Source organism: Pseudomonas sp. 1L-E-NC-VB-C3 (assembly GCF_057291535.1).
In genome coordinates this window covers 270,674-295,386 of record NZ_JBXAWD010000005.1, presented here as the reverse complement: position 1 = coordinate 295,386, position 24,713 = coordinate 270,674, and the positions used below count along the sequence as shown (strand labels likewise).

General features: G+C 55.9%; 30 protein-coding genes. 13 read left to right on the top strand and 17 right to left on the bottom strand.

Going from position 1 to position 24,713, the window contains the following annotated elements; all coding sequences use genetic code 11:
• Positions 1–103 precede the first annotated feature (103 nt).
• Complete coding sequence (locus tag AC0Z5Z_RS11300; RefSeq protein ID WP_485611091.1) at positions 104–1,234, top strand: SGNH/GDSL hydrolase family protein; 1,131 nt, start codon at positions 104–106, stop codon at positions 1,232–1,234.
• 99 nt (positions 1,235–1,333) lie between these two features.
• Here AC0Z5Z_RS11300 and AC0Z5Z_RS11295 read toward each other — a convergent pair whose 3' ends face one another.
• Together AC0Z5Z_RS11295 and galU are read right to left on the bottom strand one after the other, a co-directional pair.
• Complete coding sequence (locus AC0Z5Z_RS11295; protein ID WP_016770593.1) at positions 1,334–1,747, bottom strand: mannose-1-phosphate guanylyltransferase; 414 nt, start codon at positions 1,745–1,747, stop codon at positions 1,334–1,336.
• Between the two features lie 31 nt (positions 1,748–1,778).
• Positions 1,779–2,612, bottom strand: coding sequence for a UTP--glucose-1-phosphate uridylyltransferase GalU (gene galU, locus AC0Z5Z_RS11290; RefSeq protein ID WP_041477294.1), 834 nt, complete (start codon positions 2,610–2,612; stop codon positions 1,779–1,781).
• Between the two features lie 387 nt (positions 2,613–2,999).
• Here galU and galE point away from each other — a divergent pair, with 387 nt between their 5' ends.
• The 6 genes from galE to AC0Z5Z_RS11260 all read left to right on the top strand — a co-directional run bounded on the left by galE (position 3,000) and on the right by AC0Z5Z_RS11260 (position 9,201).
• Positions 3,000–4,016 carry a UDP-glucose 4-epimerase GalE gene (gene galE, locus AC0Z5Z_RS11285; RefSeq protein ID WP_016775458.1) on the top strand — a complete coding sequence of 339 codons (1,017 nt, stop codon included), beginning with the start codon at positions 3,000–3,002 and terminating at the stop codon, positions 4,014–4,016.
• 230 nt (positions 4,017–4,246) lie between these two features.
• A complete protein-coding gene (locus tag AC0Z5Z_RS11280; protein ID WP_016775457.1) occupies positions 4,247–4,483 on the top strand; it encodes a hypothetical protein in 237 nt (78 codons plus the stop codon).
• Between the two features lie 91 nt (positions 4,484–4,574).
• The gene (locus AC0Z5Z_RS11275) at positions 4,575–5,690 is read left to right on the top strand and encodes a polysaccharide biosynthesis/export family protein (protein ID WP_177180896.1); all 1,116 of its coding nucleotides are present in this window, start codon (positions 4,575–4,577) and stop codon (positions 5,688–5,690) included.
• 12 nt (positions 5,691–5,702) lie between these two features.
• Positions 5,703–6,368 carry a YjbF family lipoprotein gene (locus AC0Z5Z_RS11270; RefSeq protein ID WP_485611090.1) on the top strand — a complete coding sequence of 222 codons (666 nt, stop codon included), beginning with the start codon at positions 5,703–5,705 and terminating at the stop codon, positions 6,366–6,368.
• Complete coding sequence (locus tag AC0Z5Z_RS11265; protein ID WP_485611089.1) at positions 6,365–7,126, top strand: capsule biosynthesis GfcC family protein; 762 nt, start codon at positions 6,365–6,367, stop codon at positions 7,124–7,126. The genes AC0Z5Z_RS11270 and AC0Z5Z_RS11265 overlap by 4 nt, the downstream gene beginning before the upstream one ends.
• Positions 7,123–9,201, top strand: a complete 2,079-nt coding sequence (locus AC0Z5Z_RS11260) for a YjbH domain-containing protein (RefSeq protein ID WP_252867994.1) — start codon at positions 7,123–7,125, stop codon at positions 9,199–9,201. Before AC0Z5Z_RS11265 ends, AC0Z5Z_RS11260 begins: the two co-directional genes overlap by 4 nt.
• 188 nt (positions 9,202–9,389) lie before the next feature.
• Here AC0Z5Z_RS11260 and AC0Z5Z_RS11255 read toward each other — a convergent pair whose 3' ends face one another.
• The 3 genes from AC0Z5Z_RS11255 to AC0Z5Z_RS11245 all read right to left on the bottom strand — a co-directional run bounded on the left by AC0Z5Z_RS11255 (position 9,390) and on the right by AC0Z5Z_RS11245 (position 12,852).
• Positions 9,390–10,784, bottom strand: a complete 1,395-nt coding sequence (locus tag AC0Z5Z_RS11255) for an undecaprenyl-phosphate glucose phosphotransferase (protein ID WP_252867993.1) — start codon at positions 10,782–10,784, stop codon at positions 9,390–9,392.
• A gap of 390 nt (positions 10,785–11,174) precedes the next feature.
• The gene (locus AC0Z5Z_RS11250) at positions 11,175–11,834 is read right to left on the bottom strand and encodes a winged helix-turn-helix domain-containing protein (RefSeq protein WP_122508334.1); all 660 of its coding nucleotides are present in this window, start codon (positions 11,832–11,834) and stop codon (positions 11,175–11,177) included.
• 277 nt (positions 11,835–12,111) lie between these two features.
• Positions 12,112–12,852 (bottom strand): winged helix-turn-helix domain-containing protein, encoded by a 741-nt coding sequence (locus tag AC0Z5Z_RS11245; RefSeq protein WP_485611108.1) that lies wholly within the window; start codon positions 12,850–12,852, stop codon positions 12,112–12,114.
• Positions 12,853–13,343: 491 nt separating this feature from the next.
• Between AC0Z5Z_RS11245 and AC0Z5Z_RS11240 the strand changes: the two genes are divergently transcribed.
• The gene (locus AC0Z5Z_RS11240) at positions 13,344–14,177 is read left to right on the top strand and encodes an undecaprenyl-diphosphate phosphatase (RefSeq protein WP_252876642.1); all 834 of its coding nucleotides are present in this window, start codon (positions 13,344–13,346) and stop codon (positions 14,175–14,177) included.
• Here the strand turns inward: AC0Z5Z_RS11240 and AC0Z5Z_RS11235 are convergent, their stop codons facing one another.
• Positions 14,178–14,549: a DUF2388 domain-containing protein gene (locus AC0Z5Z_RS11235; RefSeq protein WP_056791440.1), complete on the bottom strand. Its 372-nt coding sequence runs from the start codon at positions 14,547–14,549 to the stop codon at positions 14,178–14,180.
• Positions 14,550–14,624: 75 nt separating this feature from the next.
• Positions 14,625–15,644 carry a tRNA dihydrouridine(20/20a) synthase DusA gene (gene dusA / locus AC0Z5Z_RS11230; RefSeq protein ID WP_485611088.1) on the bottom strand — a complete coding sequence of 340 codons (1,020 nt, stop codon included), beginning with the start codon at positions 15,642–15,644 and terminating at the stop codon, positions 14,625–14,627.
• A 102-nt stretch (positions 15,645–15,746) separates the two neighbouring features.
• Here dusA and AC0Z5Z_RS11225 point away from each other — a divergent pair, with 102 nt between their 5' ends.
• From AC0Z5Z_RS11225 to cdd, 4 genes are all read left to right on the top strand, one after another.
• On the top strand, positions 15,747–16,850 hold the full coding sequence (locus AC0Z5Z_RS11225) for a site-specific integrase (RefSeq protein ID WP_485611087.1): 1,104 nt from the start codon (positions 15,747–15,749) through the stop codon (positions 16,848–16,850).
• Between the two features lie 74 nt (positions 16,851–16,924).
• Positions 16,925–18,082 carry an esterase/lipase family protein gene (locus tag AC0Z5Z_RS11220; RefSeq protein ID WP_485611086.1) on the top strand — a complete coding sequence of 386 codons (1,158 nt, stop codon included), beginning with the start codon at positions 16,925–16,927 and terminating at the stop codon, positions 18,080–18,082.
• Entirely contained in the window at positions 18,083–18,319 is a 237-nt protein-coding gene (locus AC0Z5Z_RS11215) for a hypothetical protein (RefSeq protein WP_485611085.1), read from the top strand.
• A gap of 6 nt (positions 18,320–18,325) precedes the next feature.
• Positions 18,326–18,754, top strand: coding sequence for a cytidine deaminase (gene cdd / locus AC0Z5Z_RS11210; protein WP_485611084.1), 429 nt, complete (start codon positions 18,326–18,328; stop codon positions 18,752–18,754).
• 32 nt (positions 18,755–18,786) lie between these two features.
• On the opposite strand, the gene AC0Z5Z_RS11205 is transcribed toward cdd, so the two are convergent.
• The 10 genes from AC0Z5Z_RS11205 to AC0Z5Z_RS11160 all read right to left on the bottom strand — a co-directional run bounded on the left by AC0Z5Z_RS11205 (position 18,787) and on the right by AC0Z5Z_RS11160 (position 24,039).
• On the bottom strand, positions 18,787–19,053 hold the full coding sequence (locus tag AC0Z5Z_RS11205) for a pyocin activator PrtN family protein (protein ID WP_485611083.1): 267 nt from the start codon (positions 19,051–19,053) through the stop codon (positions 18,787–18,789).
• Positions 19,053–19,820 (bottom strand): DNA cytosine methyltransferase, encoded by a 768-nt coding sequence (locus AC0Z5Z_RS11200; RefSeq protein ID WP_485611082.1) that lies wholly within the window; start codon positions 19,818–19,820, stop codon positions 19,053–19,055. Before AC0Z5Z_RS11200 ends, AC0Z5Z_RS11205 begins: the two co-directional genes overlap by 1 nt.
• Positions 19,817–20,176: a hypothetical protein gene (locus tag AC0Z5Z_RS11195; RefSeq protein WP_485611081.1), complete on the bottom strand. Its 360-nt coding sequence runs from the start codon at positions 20,174–20,176 to the stop codon at positions 19,817–19,819. Before AC0Z5Z_RS11195 ends, AC0Z5Z_RS11200 begins: the two co-directional genes overlap by 4 nt.
• Positions 20,173–20,592, bottom strand: a complete 420-nt coding sequence (locus AC0Z5Z_RS11190) for a hypothetical protein (protein ID WP_485611080.1) — start codon at positions 20,590–20,592, stop codon at positions 20,173–20,175. The genes AC0Z5Z_RS11195 and AC0Z5Z_RS11190 overlap by 4 nt, the downstream gene beginning before the upstream one ends.
• Positions 20,593–20,650: 58 nt before the next feature.
• Positions 20,651–20,968, bottom strand: coding sequence for a pyocin activator PrtN family protein (locus tag AC0Z5Z_RS11185; protein ID WP_485611079.1), 318 nt, complete (start codon positions 20,966–20,968; stop codon positions 20,651–20,653).
• Positions 20,961–21,140: a hypothetical protein gene (locus tag AC0Z5Z_RS11180; protein WP_083221614.1), complete on the bottom strand. Its 180-nt coding sequence runs from the start codon at positions 21,138–21,140 to the stop codon at positions 20,961–20,963. Before AC0Z5Z_RS11180 ends, AC0Z5Z_RS11185 begins: the two co-directional genes overlap by 8 nt.
• Positions 21,127–21,411, bottom strand: coding sequence for a phage antirepressor KilAC domain-containing protein (locus AC0Z5Z_RS11175; protein ID WP_485611078.1), 285 nt, complete (start codon positions 21,409–21,411; stop codon positions 21,127–21,129). Before AC0Z5Z_RS11175 ends, AC0Z5Z_RS11180 begins: the two co-directional genes overlap by 14 nt.
• A 10-nt stretch (positions 21,412–21,421) precedes the next feature.
• Complete coding sequence (locus AC0Z5Z_RS11170) at positions 21,422–22,012, bottom strand: hypothetical protein (RefSeq protein WP_485611077.1); 591 nt, start codon at positions 22,010–22,012, stop codon at positions 21,422–21,424.
• 298 nt (positions 22,013–22,310) lie between these two features.
• Positions 22,311–23,414, bottom strand: a complete 1,104-nt coding sequence (locus AC0Z5Z_RS11165; protein WP_485611076.1) for a hypothetical protein — start codon at positions 23,412–23,414, stop codon at positions 22,311–22,313.
• Between the two features lie 40 nt (positions 23,415–23,454).
• Positions 23,455–24,039, bottom strand: coding sequence for a LexA family protein (locus AC0Z5Z_RS11160; RefSeq protein ID WP_485611075.1), 585 nt, complete (start codon positions 24,037–24,039; stop codon positions 23,455–23,457).
• A gap of 160 nt (positions 24,040–24,199) precedes the next feature.
• Here AC0Z5Z_RS11160 and AC0Z5Z_RS11155 point away from each other — a divergent pair, with 160 nt between their 5' ends.
• Positions 24,200–24,433, top strand: coding sequence for a hypothetical protein (locus AC0Z5Z_RS11155; protein ID WP_485611074.1), 234 nt, complete (start codon positions 24,200–24,202; stop codon positions 24,431–24,433).
• The last annotated feature ends 280 nt before the right edge of the window (positions 24,434–24,713 follow it).

Here is a 24,713-nt window from a genome sequence, read left to right as displayed (position 1 = left end):
AGTGAAACGAGGCTGCTCCTACAGTGGATTCGTGCAAGTCACACCATCCTTGTGGGAGCGAGCCTGCTCGCGAAGGAGCCATCCCGGACAAAGGAAATATTCAATGATGCCAGTAGACGCCCCTCAACCAGTCGCCACCTCGGCCATCACGGTAGACGATGCCCGCCAGCGCTTTGCGCAGTGGCGCGACGGCAAGACCGGCAAGGTGCTGGCGGTTTCGGTGATCGGCGACAGCTACACCGCCGGGCAGGATTTCTACCTGAACAAACTGGTGCAGCGAGTGGCCGCCGAGGTGGGTTTTGCCGGCCCCGGTTACGTCGGTTTCAACCACGGCGCGGCGCTGGGCGGCACGCATTTCAAATACACCCGCAGCAGCGACAAATACTTCGGCGGCGGCTGGAAGGTTTCCGACCTGGGCCAGGCCAGCCCGGACAGTCGCACGATCAGCGGCAAGCCGGGTGCCTGGGTGCAAGTCGATGCCAGCCCTTCGCCGCGCATCGATACCACGGTCACTCAGGCGAAACTGTTGTATCTGGGCAACGGCGAATCCGATGAGTTGCGCTATCGCTGGTCGCCCGCGCAGGCCTGGCAACCGTTGAAACTCGCAGGCTCAGGCGTTCAGGAAGTCGCGCTAGCGGGTGCTCCATCAGCCGCAGACTGGTCATTCAGACTGGAAGTGGTGAAGGGCGCGCCGACGCTGTTCGGCCTGTGGCTGGGCAACGCTCAGCAGGGCGTGCGGGTGTCGAAACTGGCGGCCTCCGGCGCGGCATCGGCGGATTTCTATCACGCCGATCCACAGTGGCGGACGCAATGGAAAGCCGTGGTGTCGAAGATTCCGGCCGACGTGTACCTGATCATGCTCGGCGGCAACGATCAGGGCTTCGGCGTCAAACCTGCGCAGTACCTGCAGAACGTTCAGGGCCTGGTGAGCATGCTGCGCGAGATCCAGCCAGCGGCGAGCATCAACCTGATCATGCGTCAGGACACTACGCGCTCCAGCGCTTACCCGATGTCGGCCTATGCGCAGGTGCTCGAGCCGTGGGCGCGTGAGCAGCAGCTCGGTTTTGCCAACTTGCAATGCGCGTTCGGCCCCGACGTCAAACGCTACGCCAGCGCGATGATCGGCCCGGACAAGATTCATCCGTTGCCAGCCACGGGCGGGAAGGTGATTGCCGATTATTTTTATGGCTGGATAACTGGTACGAGTACCGGTTGCGACGACTCGCCACCATGATCGTTCCCACGCGGAGCGTGGGAACGATCAATGCTGACTGTGCTGGCGCTTTCGGGAGCAGGCTCGCTCCCACAATGGATCGGCGTGAAGCCCGGGTGATCAGGCGTCGTGCTTGAAGGCGTCGATGAGCCCCAGCAGTTCGTCAAGCTTGCGCGGCATCAACCGCGCATCACAGCGCGTCTCGACGTTAATGATGATCGCCGGGTCGTTGCAGCAGATGCGCACGCGAAAGCGCCAGTCGCTGAAGATCACTTTCAGGCCATCGCGGTCATCCATTTCCAGCGCCTGTTCGCCATACAACGCCTTCAGGTGCGCGAGCAGCGGATAGGGATCGCGCAGCGGCCGGCGAATATCGCCGGACGCAGGGAACACGCCGATCCGCTCCACCAGCAGAATCGTGCCCAGCCAGGTCTCGTTGGCGCTGGGCAGCGGTTGATGGCGCGACAACCAGCTCATCACCCCGAGGTTGCCCACCTCACGTTCAATCTCTGTCGAATGTTGTGCAATGTTCATGGTTGCCTGCCTTTGGTGGTGGGGAGCCGTCTCAGCGGCCCTTGAGGTACACGTTGTCGTAGCAGAAGTTGGTCGCCTGCAAGTAACCCTCGGCATCGCCGCAATCGAAGCGCAGGCCTTTGAATTTGTAGGCCAGCACGCAGCCGTTCTGCGCCTGTTTCATCAGTGCGTCGGTGATCTGGATTTCGCCGCCCTTGCCTGGTTCGGTGTCGGCAATCAGGTCGAAGATGTCCGGGGTGAGGATGTAGCGCCCGATGATCGCCAGGTTCGACGGCGCGTCCTGCGGCGCCGGTTTTTCCACCATGTTGTTGACCCGGTAGATGCCCTCGGAAATCAGCTCACCGGCAATCACGCCGTACTTGTGAGTCTGGTCGGCCGGGACTTCCTGAATGGCGACGATCGAGCAACGGAATTTCCTGTACAGCTGGATCATCTGCGACAGCACGCCGTCGCCTTCGAGGTTCAGGCACAGGTCGTCGGCCAGCACCACGGCAAATGGCTCGTCGCCAATCAACGGGCGGCCGCTGAGGATCGCATGCCCAAGGCCTTTCATTTCCACCTGACGGGTGTAGGAGAAGGTGCAGGTGTCGATCAGCTCGCGGGTGCCGGCGAGGAATTTCTCTTTCTCGGTGCCGCGAATCTGGTGCTCGAGTTCGTAGCTGATGTCGAAGTGGTCTTCCAGCGCGCGCTTGCCCCGGCCGGTGACGATGGCCATGTGTTGCAGGCCAGCGTCCCGTGCTTCTTCAACGGCGTATTCGATCAACGGCTTGTTGACAATCGGCAGCATCTCTTTCGGCATGGCTTTGGTCGCCGGCAAGAAACGCGTGCCGTAGCCGGCAGCGGGGAACAAACATTTACGAATCATAAAAGTATCCTGGACAGTCATGGAACACAGGCGACGGTTGCGCACCAGAAAGTGGCGGCAAGTTTCAATGATTATTGAAGGCTTACTTTAATACCCGAGTCAGGTTGTTGCTGGCAATTAGTTGCGCTGTTAAAAAGCGCTAATGTTATGAGATGTCGACTACTTGGTTATAAGTTATTTTTAGTCGGTATCCGTCGATAGTGATAAGTATCCAGGGAGTGCTAATAAGTACCCGTCAAACAGTTTGACCGGCAAAAATAATTATTGCCAGTGGTTGAACTAAATTTGTTTGAGGTTGTTGTCGCCCTGTTTGTGTGAATTGCTCCGCATATCCACCAGGCATGGCTTGACACGCTACCGGGTATTTATTCAATGACGGACCGCGCTATGAAGATTCTGGTAACGGGTGGTGCCGGCTATATCGGCTCGCATACCACACTTGCATTGCTTGAAGCAGGTTATGAAGTTGTCGTTCTGGATAATCTTTGTAACAGCAGCGACGCAGCACTTCACGCCGTTGAGGCCATTTGCGGAAAAAGTGCATGGATGATTCGCGGCGATGTCTGCGATCGGCCGCTGCTCGACCGGATTTTCCGCGAGCATCAGATCGACGCCGTGCTGCATTTCGCCGGGTTGAAAGCGGTGGGCGAGAGTGTGCGCAAGCCGCTCGAATACTACGAAACCAACGTCGGCGGCAGCATCACCTTGTGTCAGGCGATGGCAGCGGCGGGGGTGTTCCGGCTGGTGTTCAGTTCCTCGGCGACGGTGTACGGCGAGCCCGAAGAGATGCCGATTCGCGAGGATTTTCCGACGGGCAATCCGACCAATCCCTACGGCCAATCCAAGCTGATCGTCGAGAACGTGCTGCGCGACCTGAGCCTCGCCGAGCCGCGCTGGAGTATCGCGCTGCTGCGCTATTTCAATCCGATCGGCGCTCACGCCAGCGGGCACATGGGCGAAGACCCCAACGGCATCCCGAACAATCTGGTGCCGTATATCAGCCAGGTTGCGGTCGGCAGCCTGCGCGAGCTGTCGATCTTCGGTAACGATTACCCGACCGCCGATGGCACCGGCGTGCGCGATTACATTCATGTCGTCGATCTGGCGGATGGGCATTTGAAAGCGTTGCAGTCGATCAGCGAGCGCACCGGCATTCACACCTGGAACCTCGGCACCGGCGACGGCTACAGCGTGCTGCAGGTGCTACATGCCTTCGAACAGGCCTGCGGGCGGCCGGTGCCGTACCGGATGATGCCGCGCCGCGCCGGTGATATCGCCGAGAGTTTTGCCGATGCTTCGAAAGCGGCGAAAGAACTCGGCTGGAAAGCCACGCGCAACTTGCAGGACATGGTTGCCGACACTTGGCGCTGGCAATCGAATCATCCCAATGGTTATTCGCGATGATGGCCATTTAGTCCGATGTTAGTTTCAGTCAGGTTGTTAGATAACGTCGGGAAATTACACTGGCAATGCCTTTTGCAAGTCCGTAGATATAAACCTGCCGTTCGACTTTAGCAGTTGCACAGGACTGTGAAAGAACAGCGGATCTTGTTCGCGCTCTTTGCGGACTTGAAAGCTACCAGCTCTGACACAGATCTGTTTTTTAACAGTTCGAATGTTAGAAAGGAGTTGTTATGAAAAAAGTGATGGCAGTTGCCCTGTTGACGATGTTGAGCAACTGGGCTGCCGCCGCTGAAGCGCCGTTGACAGCGGTAACCAATGTAGGTGGCAGTGTGGCGGCTTCGCAAGCGCCCGCGGCCAGTACTGCAATGGTTGCCAGTGCTGTAGCGGCGTCCAACAGCGGTGGCAGTGCCAACGGCGGTACCACCGGTACGACGGGTACCACCGGTACAACCGGCACGCATAACTAACAGGAACATTTGTTAGTGCAGTACAGAGTCGCCCGACGCAAGTCGGGTGACTTTGTTTTTTGGATTCGCCCTTGAATAGCGTAGTGCCATTATGACTCGTAGTGTTTATCTTTTAATGTTGGCAAGTCTCGCTTTGCAAGGTTGCATGTTTTCCCCCGGCCAGTACCTGAGCACCAGCGATATCACCCGCCAGGGTGCCAGCGAAAGCAGTCGGGTCGAGCTGATTCCGATCACCCCGAAGCTGATCGCCATGAACCGCGCCACGCAAAAGCGTGAGTCACTGCCGGCGGAGCTGCTGGTGACGCCGGCGGAATATCGCATCGGCAACAACGACGTCTTGTACATCACCGTCTGGGATCACCCGGAGCTGACTGCCCCCTCCGGCGCGCAACAACAGATTGATGCCAACGGCCGACTGGTGCGCTCCGATGGCACGCTGTATTACCCGTTCATCAAGGAAGTCCAGGCCGCCGGCCGGACCATCCAGCAACTGCGCGCGGACATCGAACAACGCCTGTCGGCATTCATCGCCGAGCCGCAGGTCGACGTCGCGGTGCTGCGCTTCGCCAGTCAGAAAGTCGTGGTCACCGGCGCCGTGACGAAGGCCGGCCCGCAAGCGATTTCGACCAATCCGCTGAGTGTGGTCGAAGCCCTCGGTTCCGCTGGCATCGACACCAATAACGCCGACTTGTCGGGCCTGCTGCTGACGCGCAACGGGCGGGTCTATCCACTCAATCTCGACACGCTCAATCAGCAGGATTCCGAACTGCAGAACGTCTACCTCAAGGGCGGCGATCAGCTGTATCTGCCGTACAACGACAACAAGCGCATCTACGTCATGGGCGAGGTCAACCAGCCGCGCGCGCTGAGCTTCAAGACCGCAACCATGAACCTGTCCGACGTGCTCGGTTCAGTCGGTGGCCTGAGTCAGACCAGCTCCAACGGCAACGCGGTCTATGTCATTCGCGGTGTGGAAAACCTCGACGTCGAGCCGGCGAAGATCTATCAGCTCGAAGCCGAATCACCGACCGCCATGGCACTGGCTTCGCACTTCCAGGTGCGGCCGCAGGATGTCGTCTATGTCGGCCCGGCCAACGTCACTCGCTGGAACCGTTTCATCAGCCAGTTGGTGCCGTCGGCGTCGATTGTCGGCACCGGGGCTTCGGCAGCGAAGAACTGGAGCGAATACAGCAACAACAGCAAATAAGGCCGCCCGACTGTGAACCTATTGAAAGTGGGCGTCTGCCTGATGGCGGCCTCGTTGCTGTGCGGCTGCAATCCTCTGATGAGCGCGTCGCTGAACAACCTCAAGGCCGCCGTCGTCGGCCCCGACGAGGTTGATGTGACAGCAGCTGAGGTCGCCGGGGTCAACTACCCGCAACTGAAACTGACCACACCGTCCGGCTCAGGCGTGCTGGCGCTGGTGCGCGAGCGCGAAGACCTGCAATTCTGGGTCGCCTCCGGCAAGCAGGTTTTGCTGCTGCGCGATGGCCTCGCCGTGCGCAGCATCGGCCTCGGCCTGCAAGGTGATCTGGATGGCACGCGGCTGGCCGATGACTCGCCGTTCAAGCACGGTCTGCATCACGTCGCCGACGGTTTCACCACACGGCGCTGGATCGATCTGTACAAGGGCCAGGAAGTCGGCGTGATCGTCAACAGCCGCTTTTCGCGCCGTTCCACCGAGACCCTGGAGATTCTCGACAAGGCTTACTCGGTGCTGCGCGTCGATGAACAGATCGACGCCCCAGCCATCGGCCTCAGCGCAACCAACCGTTACTGGGTCGACCCGCGGGACGGTTTCATTCTGCAAAGCGAGCAACAACTGACCACGCAATTGCGCGTCAAGCTGGTTCAGCTGACTCCTGATCGCAGGCATCTGCCGTGAAGCGCTCAAGCATTTTGGCTGCGGGTCTTTTGCTGATCGCTGGGGCGAGTCAGGCCGCTGTCACGGTGTCCGGCGACGTCGCCAATCCCGGTCCGATCGCATTGCCGCCGGGTGGACGCCTGTTCGATGTGATCAGCGAAGCCGTGCCCAATGCCGAAGGCTATTGGCTGGCGGGCGGCTTGTTGCGCCAGTCGCTGGTCGAGGAACAGACGCGGCTTAAGGTCGGCGTGCTGTTTGATCTCGAGGTGCTGCAGCGCATGGCAACGCTGTTTGATCGGCCAAGCCGCGCGGCACTGGCACAGCGCGTTGCTGAAGAAGTCCGGCAAATGCCAGTGACCGGACGGCAGATCGCTGACCTCGATCCGGTGGCGGTGGAAGTCGGCTTCGCCCGCAACATGCGCCTGGATGACGGCGATCGGCTGATCTATCCAAAACGGGTTGATGAAGTGCAGGTGTTGGGCGCGGTCACCGAGCCGTGCCACCTGCCGTACCAGCCATTGCAGGAGGCCCGCGAATATCTCGAAGGCTGCTCGATTCTCGACGATGCCGAGGCCGATTACCTGTGGCTGATCCAGCCCAACGGCGTGTCGCGGCGCGTCGGCATCGCGCACTGGAATCGCGAGTCCGGGCAGTTTCCGGTGGCCGGCAGCAGGATTCTGGTACCGATAAAAAATGATGATCTTGATCCGCCTCTTCCTGAATTGAATCAGCAGTTGGCCGAATTCATTGCCACGCAGCTGGCCGAGGTGGTTCGTTGAAGTTACGTTTTGCAGCTGTGTTGTTATTGCCCTGCGGTCTGGCCCACGCCGAGCCGCGCATCACCCAGAATGACTTCGGTGGCACCGGTCTGTTGCAGACGCCAACGGCGCGCATGGCCCCGGCCGGCGAGCTGAGCGTCAATGCCAACCGCACCGACCCGTACAGCCGCTACAGCGTGTCGTTGCAACCGCTGGACTGGCTCGAAGGTTCGTTTCGCTACACCGCGATCACCAACCGGCCGTACGGCTCGGAGGCCCTCAGCGGCAGTCAAAGCTACAAGGACAAGGCGGTCGACGCCAAAGTGCGCCTTTGGCAGGAAAGCCACTGGGCGCCGGAAGTGGCGCTGGGCTTCCGAGATATCGGTGGTACCGGTTTGTTCTCCAGCGAATTCTTCGTCGCCAACAAGCGCTTCGACAATTTCGACTTCAGCGCCGGCATTGCCTGGGGCTACATCGGTAATCGCGGCGACTTCGACAACCCGCTGGGCTACGTCAGCAATCGCTTCGATACGCGACCGGCGCTGGAAGGCACCGGCGACGTCAACTCCGGCTCGTACTTTCGTGGCAAGCCTTCTCTGTTCGGTGGCGTGAGCTATCAGACGCCGTGGGATCGGCTGAGCCTGAAGCTGGAATTCGAAGGCAACGACTACAAGAACGAGCCGAAGGACAACGAGATCAAACAGGACTCGCCGATCAACCTTGGCGCGGTGTTCAAGGTGACCGATTCGATCGATCTGAGCGCCGCCTGGGAACGGGGCAATACGGCGATGTTCGGCGTGACGTTTCACACCAATTTCGTCAGCCGCAAAGCGCCGGCCAAGACTTACGATCCGACCCCCGAACCGCTGCCGGCGAAGGCGCCGACGACCTCGATGGAACAGGTCAACTGGGCCGATGTGTCGCGGCGTTTGCAGCAGAATGCCGGGTACAAGGTCGAGCGCATCAGTCAGCGCGATTCCGAACTGATCGTCTACGGCGAGCAGCAGCGGTATTTCCATTCGTCCAAAGCCGTTGGCCGCGCGAGCCGGATTCTCGACAACAGCGTCAACGACGACATCGACTGGTTTACCGTGGTCAACAAGCGCTACGACCTGCCGCTGGAAGAAACCAGCCTGCCGCGCCAGACCTTCCGCGAAGTGATCAACAATGAAGAACCGTTGGAGTCGCTGCATCGCACCACCGAAATCAACCCGGCGATGCCGCGCAACGAGAAGACTCTCTACACCGAAGCGCCGCAGCATTTCAGCTATGGCGTGGGTCTGGGCTTCAAGCAGAACGTCGGCGGCCCGGATGGTTTGCTCTATCAATTCAGTGCTGATGCGGACGCGGAATATCGCTTCAACCGCAACACCTGGTGGAGCGGTTTGCTCAGCGCCAACCTGGTCAACAACTTCGACAAATTCGTCTACGACGCGCCGAGCGGATTGCCCCGCGTGCGCACGGATTTGCGCCAGTACCTGACGACGTCAAACACGACCATGCCGTTGTTCCAGCTCAGCCATGCCGAGCAGTTGGATAAAGACCTATACGGCATGGTGTACGGCGGCTATCTGGAGTCGATGTTTGCCGGCGTTGGCGCGGAAGTGTTGTTCCGCCCGACCGGCGAGCGCTGGTCGCTGGGTGCGGATCTGAACTGGGTGCGCCAGCGTGATTTCGATCAGGGCTTTGCCTTGCGCGATTACTCGGTAGTGACCGGGCATATCACCGGCTATACCGACCTGCCGTTCGACACGCTGGCGGCGGTCAGTGTCGGTCGCTATCTGGCCGGTGATTGGGGCACGACCGTGGACATCTCGCGCGAGTTTTTCAACGGCGTACGCGTCGGTGCCTGGGCAACCATCACCACGGCCAGCAGCGCCGAATATGGCGAAGGTAGCTTCGACAAAGGCCTGTACCTGTCGATCCCGTTCGACGAAATGATGAGCATGTCGACCATGCGCCGCGCCAACCTGGTCTGGGCGCCACTGACCCGAGATGGCGGCGCCAGACTGAGCCGCAGCTATCAACTGCACTCGATGACGGATAGCCGGGAAGGGGACATGTTCTATCGCAACTTCGAGAAGATTACCGAGTAGGCGCTGGTCTGTGGGAGCGAGCCTGCTCGCGATAGCTTCGTGTCAGCCGACATCGTCATTGACTGACCCACCGCCATCGCGAGCAGGCTCACTCCTACAAGGTTTGTGCCGGTAGTCGATACTGGTTACCAAAATCCCGCCCACAAAAAAGGGGACTTTCGTCCCCTTGTGATCTGCAGCGCTGAGCCTCAGTAAATATCCTTAGACAACAACGTAAACGGCGTCTTCACGAGGATCTTCAGATCCAGCCACAACGACCAGCTGTTGATGTACTGCAGGTCGATCTCGACACGCTTCTGCATCTTGTCGATGGTGTCGGTCTCACCCCGGCAGCCGCTGATCTGTGCCAGGCCAGTGATGCCCGGTTTGATTCGGTGACGGGCCATGTAAGCGAGGATCTTGCCCGAGTAGTAATTGTTGTGCGCCACCGCATGCGGCCGTGGCCCCACCAGCGCCATGTGCCCCTGCAACACGTTGAACAACTGCGGCAACTCATCCAGCGAAGTACGGCGGATAAAACGACCTACTGCGGTGATGCGCGAGTCATTGCGGCTGGCCTGTTTCACTTCACGGTCATCGTGAACACGCATCGAGCGAAATTTCCACACCTTGATCACCTTGCCGTTCCAGCCATGGCGGTCCTGCTTGAAAAACACCGGGCCGGGCGAGTTGATTTTCACTGCCAGAGCGATGATCAACAGCAGCGGACTGAGCGCAATGATCGCCAGGAACGCGACGGTTTTCTCCACCAGACTCTTGCTCAGAGCAGCGGTCGGGCGGCTGGTCAGCGGGCTTTCGTTCAGGTAAATCGCCGGCAGGCCGTCCACGACTTTCACCGAGTGGTTGAGCAGGGTCAGGCTGTTCAAGTCCGGCACCCACACCACATCGACGTTGGCCCCGAGCAAATCGACATACATCGCTTCGATCTTCGCGGCTTCGCACAGGGGCAGGGTGATGTACAAACGACGGATGTCGTGGGCTTCGATCAGCTCAAGCAACTCGTCCTGAGCACCAACGACACGCGGTGCATCGGAGCCGAGAGCGGGCTTGTCTCCGTTGCTGACCAGCCCGATCAGCGGCAGGTTTTCCAGTTGGCTGAGTTTCTTCGCCAGGCCCAGCGCCAGTTCGCCAGTGCCGACAATCAGCGTCCGGTGTTCGCTTTTACGCGAACGCTGGTAGAACTTGGAAAACGCATGCAGCGGCGCGTAGAGGAACGCCTGACCGAGGAAGCCGTACACCGCCCAGCTCAGAATCACCTGACGGGAAAACAGCTCATCGGCCTGGCAGACAAAGGCGATGCACGCCAGCGCGGCCATGGTTATCGACCAACCCATGAACAGGCGGCCGAGGCCGGTCAGGTAGTTGTCGCGTTTGCGGTAAACACCCGTGAATGTGTAAGCGGGCACCGAGGCCAGGACGGCGAGGGTGGCGCACATTCGGTAGTAGAACGCGACGGTGCCGGTGTGCTGTTCAGCGAGGATGAACAGCAGCGTCACAACGAAAGCCTGTGCCAGCGCCCATTGGCCCCAAAAGGTCAGTCCCTTGAGGCCCGTGCTTCGATTAATACTGAGAGAAAGATCCATACGATATCCCCAAAAGACGTCCATTCAGGTTTCAACAGTTGAAAGCCGAGTTGTTATGCAGACTTATTGTTTTTGTTTTAGCGAGTGTCTTGAGGTAACAACATCGAGAGCCGAACTGTCGTCAGCCAATAGACTAAGTTATTGCCGGGAATGGTGTCTGACGAGTTCTAACAAGATGGCACAGTGCCAACTTTTTAATAATTAAATAGATGGCTGTTAGAAAAGGTCGTAGAGCGGGGGATGAAAAGGCGAGGGGGTATTTGTTACTGTTGCAGGGTGGAGGCAGGGAAGCTTTTATTGAATCAGGGAGGGAAAACCAGACAGAGTGCTCTTCTTGTTGTTGTAGTCGCACTTTATATCTGTTTGTCTCGGTTTTAGTGGCGCCGGTGATTACGCTACGACTTCCTGGATCAGGCAATATCCGCGATTTCTTACGGCTCGGAACAATCGCTCGCCATTACTCGCACTCTTGAACTTGTCCTGCAATCGGCTCAGGCACATTTCCAGGCCACGGTATTGCTCGGGTTCCCGACCAATGCTGATGATCAGGTCATCACGACTGACCACGCGCTCTTCATGGCTCAGCATTTTCCTCACCAGCGCGGTTTCCAGGCCAGTGAGGCTGATCGCAACATTGTCCTTGAGCAACACGCCTTGTTCATCGTCAAGATGCCAGGTGTCGCTGCAAGGCTCAGTGCTCTCGCTGATATTGGAGATATGAGCGCGTTCTGCACTGCGGGTCGGGAAGCTTTGAAACGGATTGTCTGTCTGCGCGGCTCGCCATTCATTTTCAAGAGTGGCCAGTATGCGTTGAGTATCATGTTCGATACTGCGCGCAACATTCTTTCGGCTGAGGCTTGGGTAACTGAACTCCATGACCATCGGGGCGGAAGAGGGCGAAGCAACACCTTCAACAAACATTTGTGCCTGCGACGTGCCAAACGAATTGAAACGCTCACTGGACAAGATGCTTTCCAGTTCACGTTGCGACGTTGTGCTGTGCGTCACAACAACAAAATATTTTCTGGGGAGGGTTGTACTCGTTTCCATGTCTCTCTCCTAAATACACACCAAAATTGGCTAAAAGATAAATCGGCAGGCGAGCAATGACTTCCTCGGAAGTAATCGTAGGCAGGGTTCTGGCCGAAAATGGCCATCGATAAATTCCACTCGATCTGCTGCTATGTTATGGAGTTTTATTGTTATGTGGCGTGATGCCGTGCTCATTCAAGTGCTTGAGTTTTAATAAGTATGAGGCGCAATTGAAACGATATGGCTGCATCAGACGATCCTTCGTACGTATGCAAAAGGGAAGACTGCCCGAGACTCAGGCAGTCGATATCAGGCCCCGCATCAGGCGATAGCCGTAGCCGCGGATGCTCTGAATCGCGTTTGTACCATACATGTCCTTGATTTTTCCACGCAAGCGACTGATTGATTTTTCCAGTGCCCGAGGATCGTAGAAATTGCTGTTGAGGCCCATGATGCTGGCGATTTCATCATGACTCAGAATGTGATTGCCGGTGTGCGCAAAGGCTTCGAGAATCTTCATTTCGGCGAAAGAGATATCGAGTTTGCGCCGACTGTCCATCAGGCAGATTCGCGTCGGATCAAGCGTGAGATTGATATCTCGTTGCCAGTCTTCGCTGTTGAAGAACTCCGCGAGCAAGTCTTCGCTGTCATCGCTCAATGTGTTGAGCTTGATACAGGCATCCGCCCCGGCGAGGAAATATTTGATCTTGTTGACGGCACCGCGGCCGGTGACAATTGCGCAAATAAGCGGCTTCAAGTTGTCATCGCGCACGTTCTGCACCAGGGCCAGATTTTCTTCGATGGCTTGTGGATTATCGATGATGACGAAAATGGCGCGGTAGGAACCGATGTAACCGTGCTGCTTATATGAACTAGTGAAAGCACCTGTTTCCAGGGTCATATCGGGCTGCACGTGCTTTGCGATCAGCGATCTCAAATGATCAGCCACACCCAGTGTACGACCCAGAGCAAGAACACCGGATTCATCATTTGTCGGGCGCGGACTTCTCGTCGCCAAGTTCCCTGAGAGCATCATGCGTTGACTCGAATTAGGTGCTGACATCGGGATGTTAAAGCACCGGTTCTTATCTGTGACTGACAATTGGTAACATTTGCGCGGATTTTAGACGTGTCTCCCGAGATTTCTAACAATAACTAAGCTTTTCAAGCTTTTAGTTGATTTTCTCGGGGTTGTGAACTAGCGCGTAGATGATGGCTATATGCAATGGTGCCACTATTTTGAGCTTGTGGCGATGGCTTTGTCTATGTCCTTTTGCCACTGATTGGCCATGTCAACAATGTGTGAGGTTGATCACACTTCATATCTGAACTGAAATATTTGTTGTAATAGATGTAAATTTTTTCCGTTTAGTTCGTCGGCCGACGATTACTAACAGCTCTTGAGTCTAACTCTGCATAAACCCTATTCTTCCGGATCGGCGAATCGCTGTATGCATTACTTCAGATACTCAACCCCTGAGTGTTATTGAACCGGTCGCTCACCCTGAGTGCTCTGACGGAGGATTAATGGATTTCTGGACCCTTTTCCAGGTATTGATATTAGGCGCGGTTGAAGGCCTGACCGAGTTTTTGCCCATCTCGAGTACCGGCCACCAGATTATTGTCGCCGACCTGCTCGAGTTTGGCGGCGAACGCGCGATGGCGTTCAACATCATTATTCAACTGGGGGCCATTCTTGCTGTGGTCTGGGAGTTTCGTCCGAAGATCTTCGATATCGTCAAAGGCCTGCCCACCGAGCGCAACGCGCAACGTTTCACCCTTAATCTGCTGATCGCGTTTTTCCCGGCCGTTATCCTCGGCGTGTTATTCGCCGACGCGATTCATGAATACCTGTTCAACCCGATCACCGTTGCCGTCGCCCTGGTTGTCGGCGGCATCGTCATGTTATGGGCCGAACAGCGCAGCCATGTAGTCAGCGTCGAACATGTCGACGACATGCGCTGGTCTCACGCGTTGAAGGTCGGTTTCGTACAGTGCCTGGCGATGATTCCCGGCACCTCACGCTCCGGCTCGACCATCATCGGCGGTCTGCTCTTCGGCCTCTCGCGCAAAGCCGCCACCGAGTTCTCGTTCTTCCTCGCCATGCCGACCATGGTTGGCGCTGCCGTGTACTCCGGCTACAAATACCGCGACCTGTTCCAACCCAACGACCTGCCTGTCTTCGCCCTCGGCTTCGTCACCGCATTCATCTTCGCCATGATCGCCGTGCGTGGCCTGCTGAAATTTATCGCCAACCACAGCTATGCCGCGTTCGCGTGGTATCGGATCGCGTTTGGTTTGTTGATTCTGGCGACTTGGCTGTTCGGCTGGGTGAACTGGACCGCCGCAGCGGCCGCCTGATCACTGAGCGCTGATCAACGCCGCCACGGCGAGATCATTTAACCCCGAATCCGCCGACTCCTGGCGATAGCGCTGCAAGGCCGAGGTGAAATACGCGGCTTGCAGCATGCCGTCGCTGGCCAGATAGAGTCGCGCGTCTTCTTGCTCCTCGGCAGAGTAAACACGCTTGTGACTGTCGGTCGTTTCCTGGCTAGACGAAATAGGTGCGAGGATCAAAGACACCAAAGTGAAGCCGGAAAACTGCGTCACCTCCCACGGCGTATCGGTACGGCCCATGCAAAAGCCATCGCAGTGCGCATAAACGTTGGAGGTGAAGCTGAACAAAGCGAGGAGGGTGAAACGCTTGAAACCTGAACAAGTAAACGCGGGCATAAACGAAAGACATCCTGTCAGTACATCAAAACACCGGGCAACGCTCATGCGTCGCCCGCACGCTCAATCCATCAATCAACGACCTTCAAGCAACTCAGCCGCCTGATCCAGCAACGCCAGCGGATCCTTGGCCTTGTGAATATCCACCGACAACAACTGACGGAATTTCCGCGCCCCGGGGAAACCGGTGCCCAGGCCCAGCACATGCCGAGTGATGTGATGCATCGCCCCACCGGCCAGCAGATGTTCGGCGATATACGGCCGCAACTGCGCCAACGCCTCAGCCCGACTGATCACCGGCGCCGAACTGCCAAATAACTGCTGATCCACCTCCGCCAGCAAATACGGATTGTGATAAGCCTCACGCCCCAACATCACGCCATCGAAGGTCTGCAAATGCTCATGGCAGGCTTCCATGGTCTTGATCCCGCCATTCAGCACAATTTCCAGCTCCGGAAAATCCGCCTTCAACTGCGCCGCCACGTCATAGCGCAAAGGCGGAATGTCGCGATTCTCCTTCGGCGACAACCCCTCCAGAATCGCAATCCGCGCATGCACGGTAAAACTCGTGCATCCGGCATCCCGCACAGTCCCGACGAAATCGCACAACTCGGCATAACTGTCGCGCCCGTTGATGCCGATCCGGTGCTTCACCGTCACCGGAATCGACACCGCATCACGCATCGCCTTCACACAATCGGCCACCAACTGCGGATGCCCCATCAGGCACGCGCCGATCATGTTGTTTTGCACACGATCACTCGGGCAGCCGACGTTCAGGTTCACCTCGTCGTAGCCATGTTCCTGCGCCATGCGCGCGCAGGCGGCGAGATCGAGCGGAACACTACCCCCGAGCTGCAACGCCAGCGGGTGCTCGGCTTCGTTGTGACGCAGGAAACGTTCGTGATCACCGTTGAGCAACGCGCCAGTGGTGACCATTTCGGTGTAGAGCAGGGCGTTCTTCGACAGGAGGCGTAGGAAGAAACGGCAATGGCGGTCCGTCCAATCCATCATCGGAGCCACACTGAAGCGGCGAGAGGGCTCGGAACGGTTATAACTAGTATTAACGGGCACTTCAGGTTTTTCGAAATTCATTGATACTGATCTTTTATACAGCGGTTTTTACCCATTTTTCCTTGTTTTCTGAAGTCGGTTGCTACAATGTAGCAAGCGAATTCGGCAATGTAGCAACTGGAAATGGGCACGATCACATCACGCAAGCGCAAGGACAACTCGACGGCCTACACGGCGCAGATACGGATCAATCGGGACGGGCGCACAGTTTATCAGGAAAGCCAAACCTTCGACCGAAAGCAGGTCGCGCAGGCTTGGATCAAACGACGTGAGACGGAGCTGGCTGAGCCTGGTGCGATTGATCGTGCAAACCGTAAGGGTGTGACGATCAGGAAGATGATCGAGCAGTACCTGGACGAGTACGAGAAGATCCGGCCGCTGGGAAAGACCAAGAACGCCACCTTGAAAGCGATCAAGGATACCTGGCTGGGCGACCTTGAGGACTCTGCTCTGACCAGTCAGAAGCTGGTGGAGTTTGCACAGTGGCGGATGGGGAAGGAGGGCGGTGGCGTACAGGCGCAGACGGTTGGCAATGATCTCTCGCACCTAGGGGCTGTCCTATCCGTGGCGAGGCCGGCATGGGGCTACGAGGTGGATCCGCTTGCCATGCCTGACGCACGCAAGGTGTTGCGAAAGCTGGGTATGGTGAGCAAGAGCAAGGAGCGTAACCGTCGGCCGACGCTCGACGAGTTGGATAGGTTGATGGCGCATTTTTTCGAGATGCAGGTACGTCGACCTGAGTCGATCAACATGCCGAAGATGATTGCGTTTGCTCTCTTCTCGACGCGCCGTCAGGAGGAGATCACGCGGATTCGCTGGGATGACCTTGACGAGTCCCGGCAGGCGGTCCTGGTGCGTGATATGAAGAACCCCGGGCAGAAGATCGGCAACAATGTGTGGTGCCATTTACCGGATGAGGCTTGGGGGATCCTGCAGAGCATGCCCCGGACCGACCGCGAGATCTTTCCGTACAACTCCAGGTCGGTATCCGCATCGTTCACGCGGGCGTGCCCGCTGCTGGGGATTGAGGATCTGCACTTCCATGATCTGAGGCACGAAGGTGTGAGCCGTCTGTTTGAGATGGACTGGGACATTCCGAGGGTGTCGAGCGTGTCCGGTCATAGGGATTGGAATTCTTTACGGCGCTACACACACCTTCGAGGGCGAGGAGACCAATACCATAAATGGAACTGGTTACAAAAAGTCTCGTTGTCAGCCATGGATTGAGGTGTTGCGGGATGATGTCAATTCGATGCTAATGTAGATTCAAATGTGTGTGCACGGGATGGCGAGGATTTACAGTGATCGAGTTTCGAAGACCAAAAATTGTTGTGACTCTCCATGGCATTCAAACCACAGGAAAGTGGCAAAAGCAGATTACTCCCTACCTCGCGAAGCATGGCCTCATTCCCTATCACCTAGATTACGGGTGGTTTGATGTTTTGAGGTTTTTATTGCCATGGACACGCAATCGTCGGGTTCGAGCGATCCGGGAGGAGCTTCGGGACTTGGTGCGAATCACAGGCGCAGATAGGATCAGCGTGATTGCTCACAGTTTCGGCACATTCCAAGTGATGGAGGCGTTGCAGCGAGAACATGGTGAGCTCAAATATGATCGTGTTGTCCTGACCGGCAGCATCGTTCCATTGGATTATGATTGGCAGAGGGCGTTTGAGGTCGACCAATCTGTTATGGCTGTTCGTAATGAGCGCGCAGATGAAGATTGGGTGGCTGCCCTAGCTGGGTGGGTTTCTCAAAAGCTCGGATGGCTAACTCGCTTGAAGGCTGGGAACTCAGGCGGGACACAATTTGTCTACTCGTCACCAAGAATGATTGACACCGCGAACAGCGGAGATCATAGCTCCACGCTGAACGCATCCAAATTTGAGCGTTGGGCTAGATTCATTGCCTACCCGTACCTACCGGACGATATTCTCCGTAAGGTGAAGCTTGAAATTCAGGCATTTCGTCAGGAAGGTGCCCGTCTCTTAAGTGAAGATGTTGAAAAGATGCGAATTTGCCTCTTTGCTCCAATTGATGGTGCGCTGAGAATGGTGCCTGGCGCCTCAGATAACATGAATTTTGCACCAGAATACGACCTCTGCATTGAGGCTGACCATGGCGCAACCGGTGGGGCTTATGAAACCGGCGATACGGCGTTGATTCAGAAGGTTTCTGGCTATTGGGGTGGTGATACGTTGCCAGGCGATGAGCTGGCGAAAATTCACCCCGATCTTTCTTGGGTGGTGGCCATCCCAATAAAAAATGGTGACACAGGTGCTATAGTGGGGGTGCTGAGTCTGGATGGTCTTGGAAACGTGCCTGAAATGCTTCGGGACGATACCAGCGAAGAGTGCAAGGTAGCGTTATTTGCGCTCACAGCGGGTATTAATGCAAGAATTGCACCTGCCCTCGAGGCTGCGTTTCGAGGTGATAGCTTAAGAAAGGTGGAGGTTTAGATGGAAATCAAATTGGTACGCGGTAGCACCGATAAAGACAATTCCGGTTCTTCAGATGCTGTTGAGACTTGGCAGGATTCGCATGTTGTAATGCTAAAAGTTACAGGTGATGGTGACTTTTATAATCCAATTGTTAGTCAAGCTCGCGAGCTTATCTTAAAAACGGGATCTCAAGCGATGCTCGACTCCTTTGATTCAACTATCCTCAGTAAAAATAAAGCTAGCTTTTCGAAGTGAGCTTTTATGAAGGGTGAGATACCTTTGCAAGTAACTCAGGAAGGCTTGTTGAACGCAGCTCTTAGCATATTGGAAAGGTCTTATTCTCCTTATTCAAACTTTCCTGTTGCAGCTGTGGTAGTAGATGAACAAGGCCGGGAGTTCGGAGGAGTGAACGTCGAAAACGCCTCCTACGGATTGACCATGTGTGCAGAACGGATAGCAGTTTACTCCGCAATAGCAGCTGGGGCCAAAAGAATTCATGCAGTAGGATTGGTAACAAAGAGTCGCCAACGTATTGCGCCATGTGGAGCTTGCAGGCAGGTTTTGGCTGAATTCTGTGATCCATCTGTTTCGGTCGTTACCGACGATGGAAATGGTGCGTTACATTCATGGAGTGTAGGTGAACTGTTACCCTCAGCGTTCACCCCCCTAGACTTATTGATAGAAGAATAATTTTCTTAAGGGCCCAGTTGGGCCCTTTTTTATTACTGTCTACCCATGAGTTTGTTATGCTCGGCTGTTGCTCTTTGACGCTGTCTATCTATGTAGTTGGCCAAGTCTTGTAGGTGTATTCCTAGGTGAGCTTTTTGGCTTTCAGCGCCTAATCTTATTAGGGGTATATCAATTTCGCCTGAAAGTACTTTGTGTTTGAACTTTTCAACCGTTAGGCTCATGTAGTCAACGCATACGCGATCTAAAGGTATAACTGCTTGTCCGTTATATTGAGCCATCAGTAGATATAGTGTGTTCATCAGGCTACCCCTTTAGGTGTGGCTGAGAGTAATTTAAATGCTGTTGCTGCCACGACTGGAACTTGTCCGTTGCCAATGGCTTTAAGCTGGTCCACCCGATGGGCCACCCCATCAGCCACTCGGCCCATTCCGGGTTCAGATGACCACCATCCAGTGCCATCACGGCGTGATCCAGGCGATCGTTCGATCGGTCGGCCCCGGATCGGCGAGTCAGTGCGGCAGGGGAGGATCCCTTTGCCATGCTCGCTACCGGTGTTGGCCACCGTCTGACGCGTATCTTCTGCGATGAGCCAGATCCGGTCCCGCTGATGAGGCGCGCCGAGGTCAGCCGCTCCGATAACACCCCACCGCGCGTCATACCCCATTTTGGCAAGGTCACCGAGCACCACGGCAAGTCCTCTTCCCACAAGCAGTGGTGAGTTCTCCAATTCGACGTAGCGCGGTCGTACCTCATCGGTAATTCGTGCCATTTGCCGCCACAGTCCGGAACGGGCGCCGGCGATACCGAGGCCGTTGCCTGCAACCGAGATGTCCTGACAAGGAAATCCTCCCGAAACCACGTCAACAAGGCCTCGCCAGGGGCGCCCGTCAAAACTGCACACGTCAGACCAAATCGGGAAAGGCGGGAGCAGTCCATCGGTTTGTCGTTGCGCCAGAATCTGTGCGGCGTAGGCATCACGCTCAACGGCGCAGACGGTGCGCCAGCCGAGGAGGTGGCCGCCGAGTATTCCGCCACCAGCGCCTGCGAAAAGAGCCAGCTCATTCACGCGGCCTCCAATGAAGGACGCTTATACCCCTGAGCAAGCTGCGCGGGCGGGCGATTCTGAGCGATCAGCGTTGCATTGGGTGTGGCTGCCTCGCGCAGCTTTTGGTGGGGTATGAGCGCCTCGGTGGTGCTGCTGAGAGGGGCAATAATGCCTGCTGCTGCGCAGCAGAGGCGGTTTGTTTCTGGTGTGTCGACGCTGGTTTCCTTGCGGAGCAAAGCGGTCGTGGATTGGGTGTTGTGCTGGTCCTTTTGCATGCCGCTTTCCTCCGAGGTTCGATTGCGCGTTGGTTCATCAGCCGCTGGTGATGCGTGAGCCGGGTTGCGGTGGGTGTCGGATTGGATGCAGATCTGGCTCATGCGGCGCTCTCCTGAGCCATTGGCCCCAGTAGCGCTGCGATGGCGAGCGCCTGGTCGCGGAGGGTGCGTGTGTCTCGTTCCAGTTTTTTACCCGTGCGGAAGGCGGCAAACGTCTCAGCGGCAATCCGAAGCTTTTCGGCGATATCGAGTAACGTCTGGCGTTCGGTTTCGCCGAGTGCCAACGCTTGCTGAAGGCGCTTACTGAATCGCGCCAAGTGGGCATGGTCAGCTCTGATGAATTCGAGGGATGCTTTCAATTCGCGAATGGTCTTGGCGCTTTCAGCGCGCTGGATGGCATCGCTTTCTTTCATGCCCGCGGACTTGCCGTCGTTATGCCCCATGAAATAGCCGGCCCAGACTAGTAGTCCGGCCAAGGCGATCAGGGCAATGAGCGCGGAGATCTGTATAGCAGTCATGTGGTGTGCTCCTGGTGATGTCATTGGCTGGTGGTGGCAGCCGTTCGGTTTGTGGGTGTTACTCGTTGGCGTCGACCTGCTGTCGCTGCATGTCTTCGTCGGCCTTGTAGGCGCGGACGTCGATCAGTGAGGCGACGTGCCTGATGTGGGCGTACTTCGGTGCCTTGCGGCTGGTGTCCAGCGTAGTGATGGGAAGCTGGATGCGGCCGCTGCTGATCTCGGCCACGAACGACTGCTCGTTGAGGTTGCGGAAGTACTGCTCGCGCACTTTCTCCAGCGGGATCAGGACGTCGCCGAAGATTCGGTAGAGCAATTCGACGGTGGCTGACTCCGGTGCCGGGTGCAGGCGCAGCAGGTTCTGTGCTGTGTTACTCATGGCTTTGTTGGGCCTCCTTGCGTTGTTTTCTGGCCGGGTGGTTCCAGGCGTTCAGGCAATGCCGTTTGGTCAGCTCGCGCAGATGTTCGGGCACTTCGAGGAGCGCGGCGTTGCGCTCCTCTCGTGTCCGCATGGCGATGATCTGGCGGGCGTATTCCCTAGGCCACGTCACGGTTGTCTGCTGGGATGGCAGGCAGATCGATGCCCAACTGTTCGGCCAGCCAGCGGATGCCGGGTTGTTTCACCCGGGTTGACTGGCTGTACTGCATGCCGAGTTGGTCGTGGTACCACTGGCCGTCCTTGATGCGCAGGTAATCGCGGTCGCGGTTGGGGTAGGCCGGTAGGTTCTTCTCGTTCAGCAGGCCTTTTTCCCGCATGCGAGCGATGAGCTTTGGCCGGGTGAGGCAGAGTTGGGTTGCGGCTTGGGCGAGGTTGCGTTCCATGGCGTCCCCCTCATGCTGCGTGCGCGGCTGGGGTGGCCGCTGCAGCGAGGTGGTTGATGGACTCGGTAATCTTGCCGTAGATCTCGACATCGGTGCCGTAGGCGGTGAAGCACCGGGTGTTTGGGCTTTTGTTGCCGATGCTCAGGATGGTGGTGATACCTGAGCGCGATTGCGTTCTGTGTACCGCGACTTGCAGAGGGTAGTCGAAGCCCATGTCGAGGCTCAGCACACCGCCGGTGCGTACCAGCTCGAACACGCGTTGCTTGTCGGTGACCTCGAAGCGGCCGTATTCGCGGCTGGCATGCGGGAGGTGCGACAGGTCGCTGGTGTTGCTCGCGTCGAACGGGCCGTTGGCGATCTCTTCGATGAAGTCGGCCAGCCTAAGGTGCGTCCTCTTGTCGTTCTGCAGGGTCAGCGTGTGGCGTTCGCTGCCTAGCTCTACGACGAAGGTGCTCTCTGCTGTGCCGCGTTCAACCTTGAGCCGGAACGCCAGGCACTCACGCTTGGGCGCTGTCCTGATGACGTGGTTGAAGGTCTCAGTCAGGTTGACCTGGGCGTTGAGCAACTGAAGTGTGCGGTTGTCGATTTTGTACTTGATCATGCTGCGTGCCCTCCGCCGTTCGGATCGAATGGGCCCGGAGCGCTACGAGCTTGCTGCTTAGGTTTGCTGGTGACAAACGAGCAGCCGCTCTCGCGGGCCAAGCGGCGGATCTCGAAGATTCGGAAGGGATCAGCAGCGGCCGGGTGGACGTGCAGGGTTGCTGTGGTGTGCATGGTTTAGCCTCGCTCTGTGGTGGAAGAGTGAGGCGAAAGATAACCCATAAGGTTAATTTTGCAAGAAAAAATAACCTTATGGGTGGTTTTTGAGTGCCGGGGGTTGGCGTAGGTATGGATTTCGTTTAGTAAAAACGACCATTCTCACTTTGAAGATCAGCTGTTGTTGTGACATGCACCAAGATATCGAACCCATAGTCTTGAATAATTTCGACCATCCGATTACGAACTTCAGTTGGTGATAATTTCCAATTTTCCAGAACGACAACTAAGTGGAGTGTAAACTTTTTATCTTTAAAGGTTCGGCTTAGGTTGTGAGCTTTTAAGAGCGTATCTGCGTAGCGTCTTGGCTCGAATTGATTTGTAAATAGTTTTACTTCGACTACTTGTACTTCGTCTGATGAATAGGTTGCGGCGTCGAAAATGTATTTGACTGTTGAGTTGTGTGGCTTAAAACTTACTTCAGGTCTAAAGTCGATGTTAAGCGCTTTAGAAAGCTTGCTGATTGCTAGCTTTTCAGTAAGAGCGACATTGGCCATTAAATTCCTATGCTCAATTTCATAGGGTTCCATCAATGCTAGAAGTTTTGAGGCGTGAGTCGATGGGTTAGAGAAAGTTTTTTTGATTAGGCTCTCGGTAATGTTTTTTAATTCTGTTGCGTCAGCGAGGTGGGTATCCTTGTGGATAGGATCTAGATTTTCGTGACTTGTTTTTATCGGGCTTACCTTGATTTGCTCAGACGGCGTTGTCTCAGTTAGCGGAAGGTCATTTGTTTGAGTCGACTGGTTAAGCGCCGCTGCTTCTTCACTTTCGTGTACTTTAGGTTCTAAATTTGATTGGCTGTCAGGCTCGTCAGTTGGGGCCTCTCCAGTCGTTTTAGTGGGGGGCACTTCAGGGCTCGCCTGAGCCTGTACATCCGCTTGAACTTCACGGGTTTCATCATCTAGCTTGCGTTTTAGTTCTTCCGGAGTGGCTCGCCCAAACGGATTTACGAAGTTATTTTCATCTTTGTAATCAGATGGTGCGTATAGAACTTTATGGTTGAAATTTAATGTTGCAAAAAACAATATTATTATGAATGTAGGGAAGAATATTAAGAATAATATATATAGCCATTGGTTGGGGTTTTCAATGAGTGGCAGTATTGCAACTCCGCTCAGCTCTGCGGCGCCAGCAAATATAGAAATTAGGGTCAGCGGGTTTTTAATATGTTTTGCGCTTTCCGTCATCGCACGTGTGCTCCGTTAACTTGGCTAAACAAGCGATGGATTAAAGGTCTGAGATTTTCCATCTTGCCCTTCCGCAAATCGTCCATTCTTCAGTCATGCGAATTATTCTTTCTGGCCAATCAGGGTTAAGTGCGTACAAAAATTGTTCACCGCCCTCCTGCCTTAGCTGTTTCAAAGTTGTAGCGTGATCACTGGTGCGTTTAGCAGCCACAAAATGACCTGGTAGAGCCTCCAGCGCGGGATCAATTACAATTTTGTCACCCTCTATGAATCTAGGCTCCATACTCATTCCTTCGACTCTCAAAATGAATGCACGAGGGCCAACTGGTCCTGGAGCGTCTATCCATTCTTCAGCATCACGCGGATCGAAAATAGCATCGGGTTCACACCAAGCACCTGCTGCGATTGATCCAATCACTGGTAATTTACGTCCTGTATGGCTGATCAGTGTGGCATTGCTGAATTCGCCTAAGCCATATGGCATGTCTAAGTAGCCATTGTGCAGACCTAGCGCCCTCTCTATCTCGCGCGCTATCTGATCTCCAATTCCTTTCGTTGGATTCTTCCCTCCAAATGCACTGATCTGTGCCGGAGCTTTGCCGAGCATTTCGGCTACGTCAGTCAAGCGGAGCTTCCTGTCCGCCAAAATTCGTCGGAAATTCTGTAAGCGGGTGTCTGAAATTTTCATCTGACGATTCTGGCGTGATTAACCTTTATGGTGAATGGCCCTTTGGGTATTGCAAAAAATAACCCTAAAGGTTAATTTATGGCGTGAGAGGTGACCTATGAAGCTGCGTGATTACATAAATGAGCTAGACGATGAGGGGGTATCTGCATACGCGAAGCGCTGCCGCATAGCCCTTAATTACCTTCGGTTACACGTCAAATATGCGAGCAAGGATCCGAGTATTTCTCTGATTAAGTCTTTAGCTCGTGAAAGCAATGGCTGCGTTTCGCTCTATGAGGTGCTTGAGCATTTTGGCGTTACTGAATCGAAACCTGTGGAAGAGGTGGCATAAATTAGAAAAAAGGCGACCCAAAGGTCGCCCAGTCCCTCCCGATACGCACCACCACAGCGCTGTCGGGTCGCGATAAAGGTAGGCGGGCACACCACATGCAACCACCGCCCTTTATCGCGCTTTTCCAAGGCTCGGAAGCCTTGGTGTTGCTGCCTTTTCCACCACAGATTGGGCAGCTGTTGCGCCAGGGGTGAGCAACGGATTGCACGCCCCGGCACGGTGCCGGTGTCGATCCCGAAGATCTAGCCGGCGTTTGGGCCCTTTCAAGCCACGCGGCAAA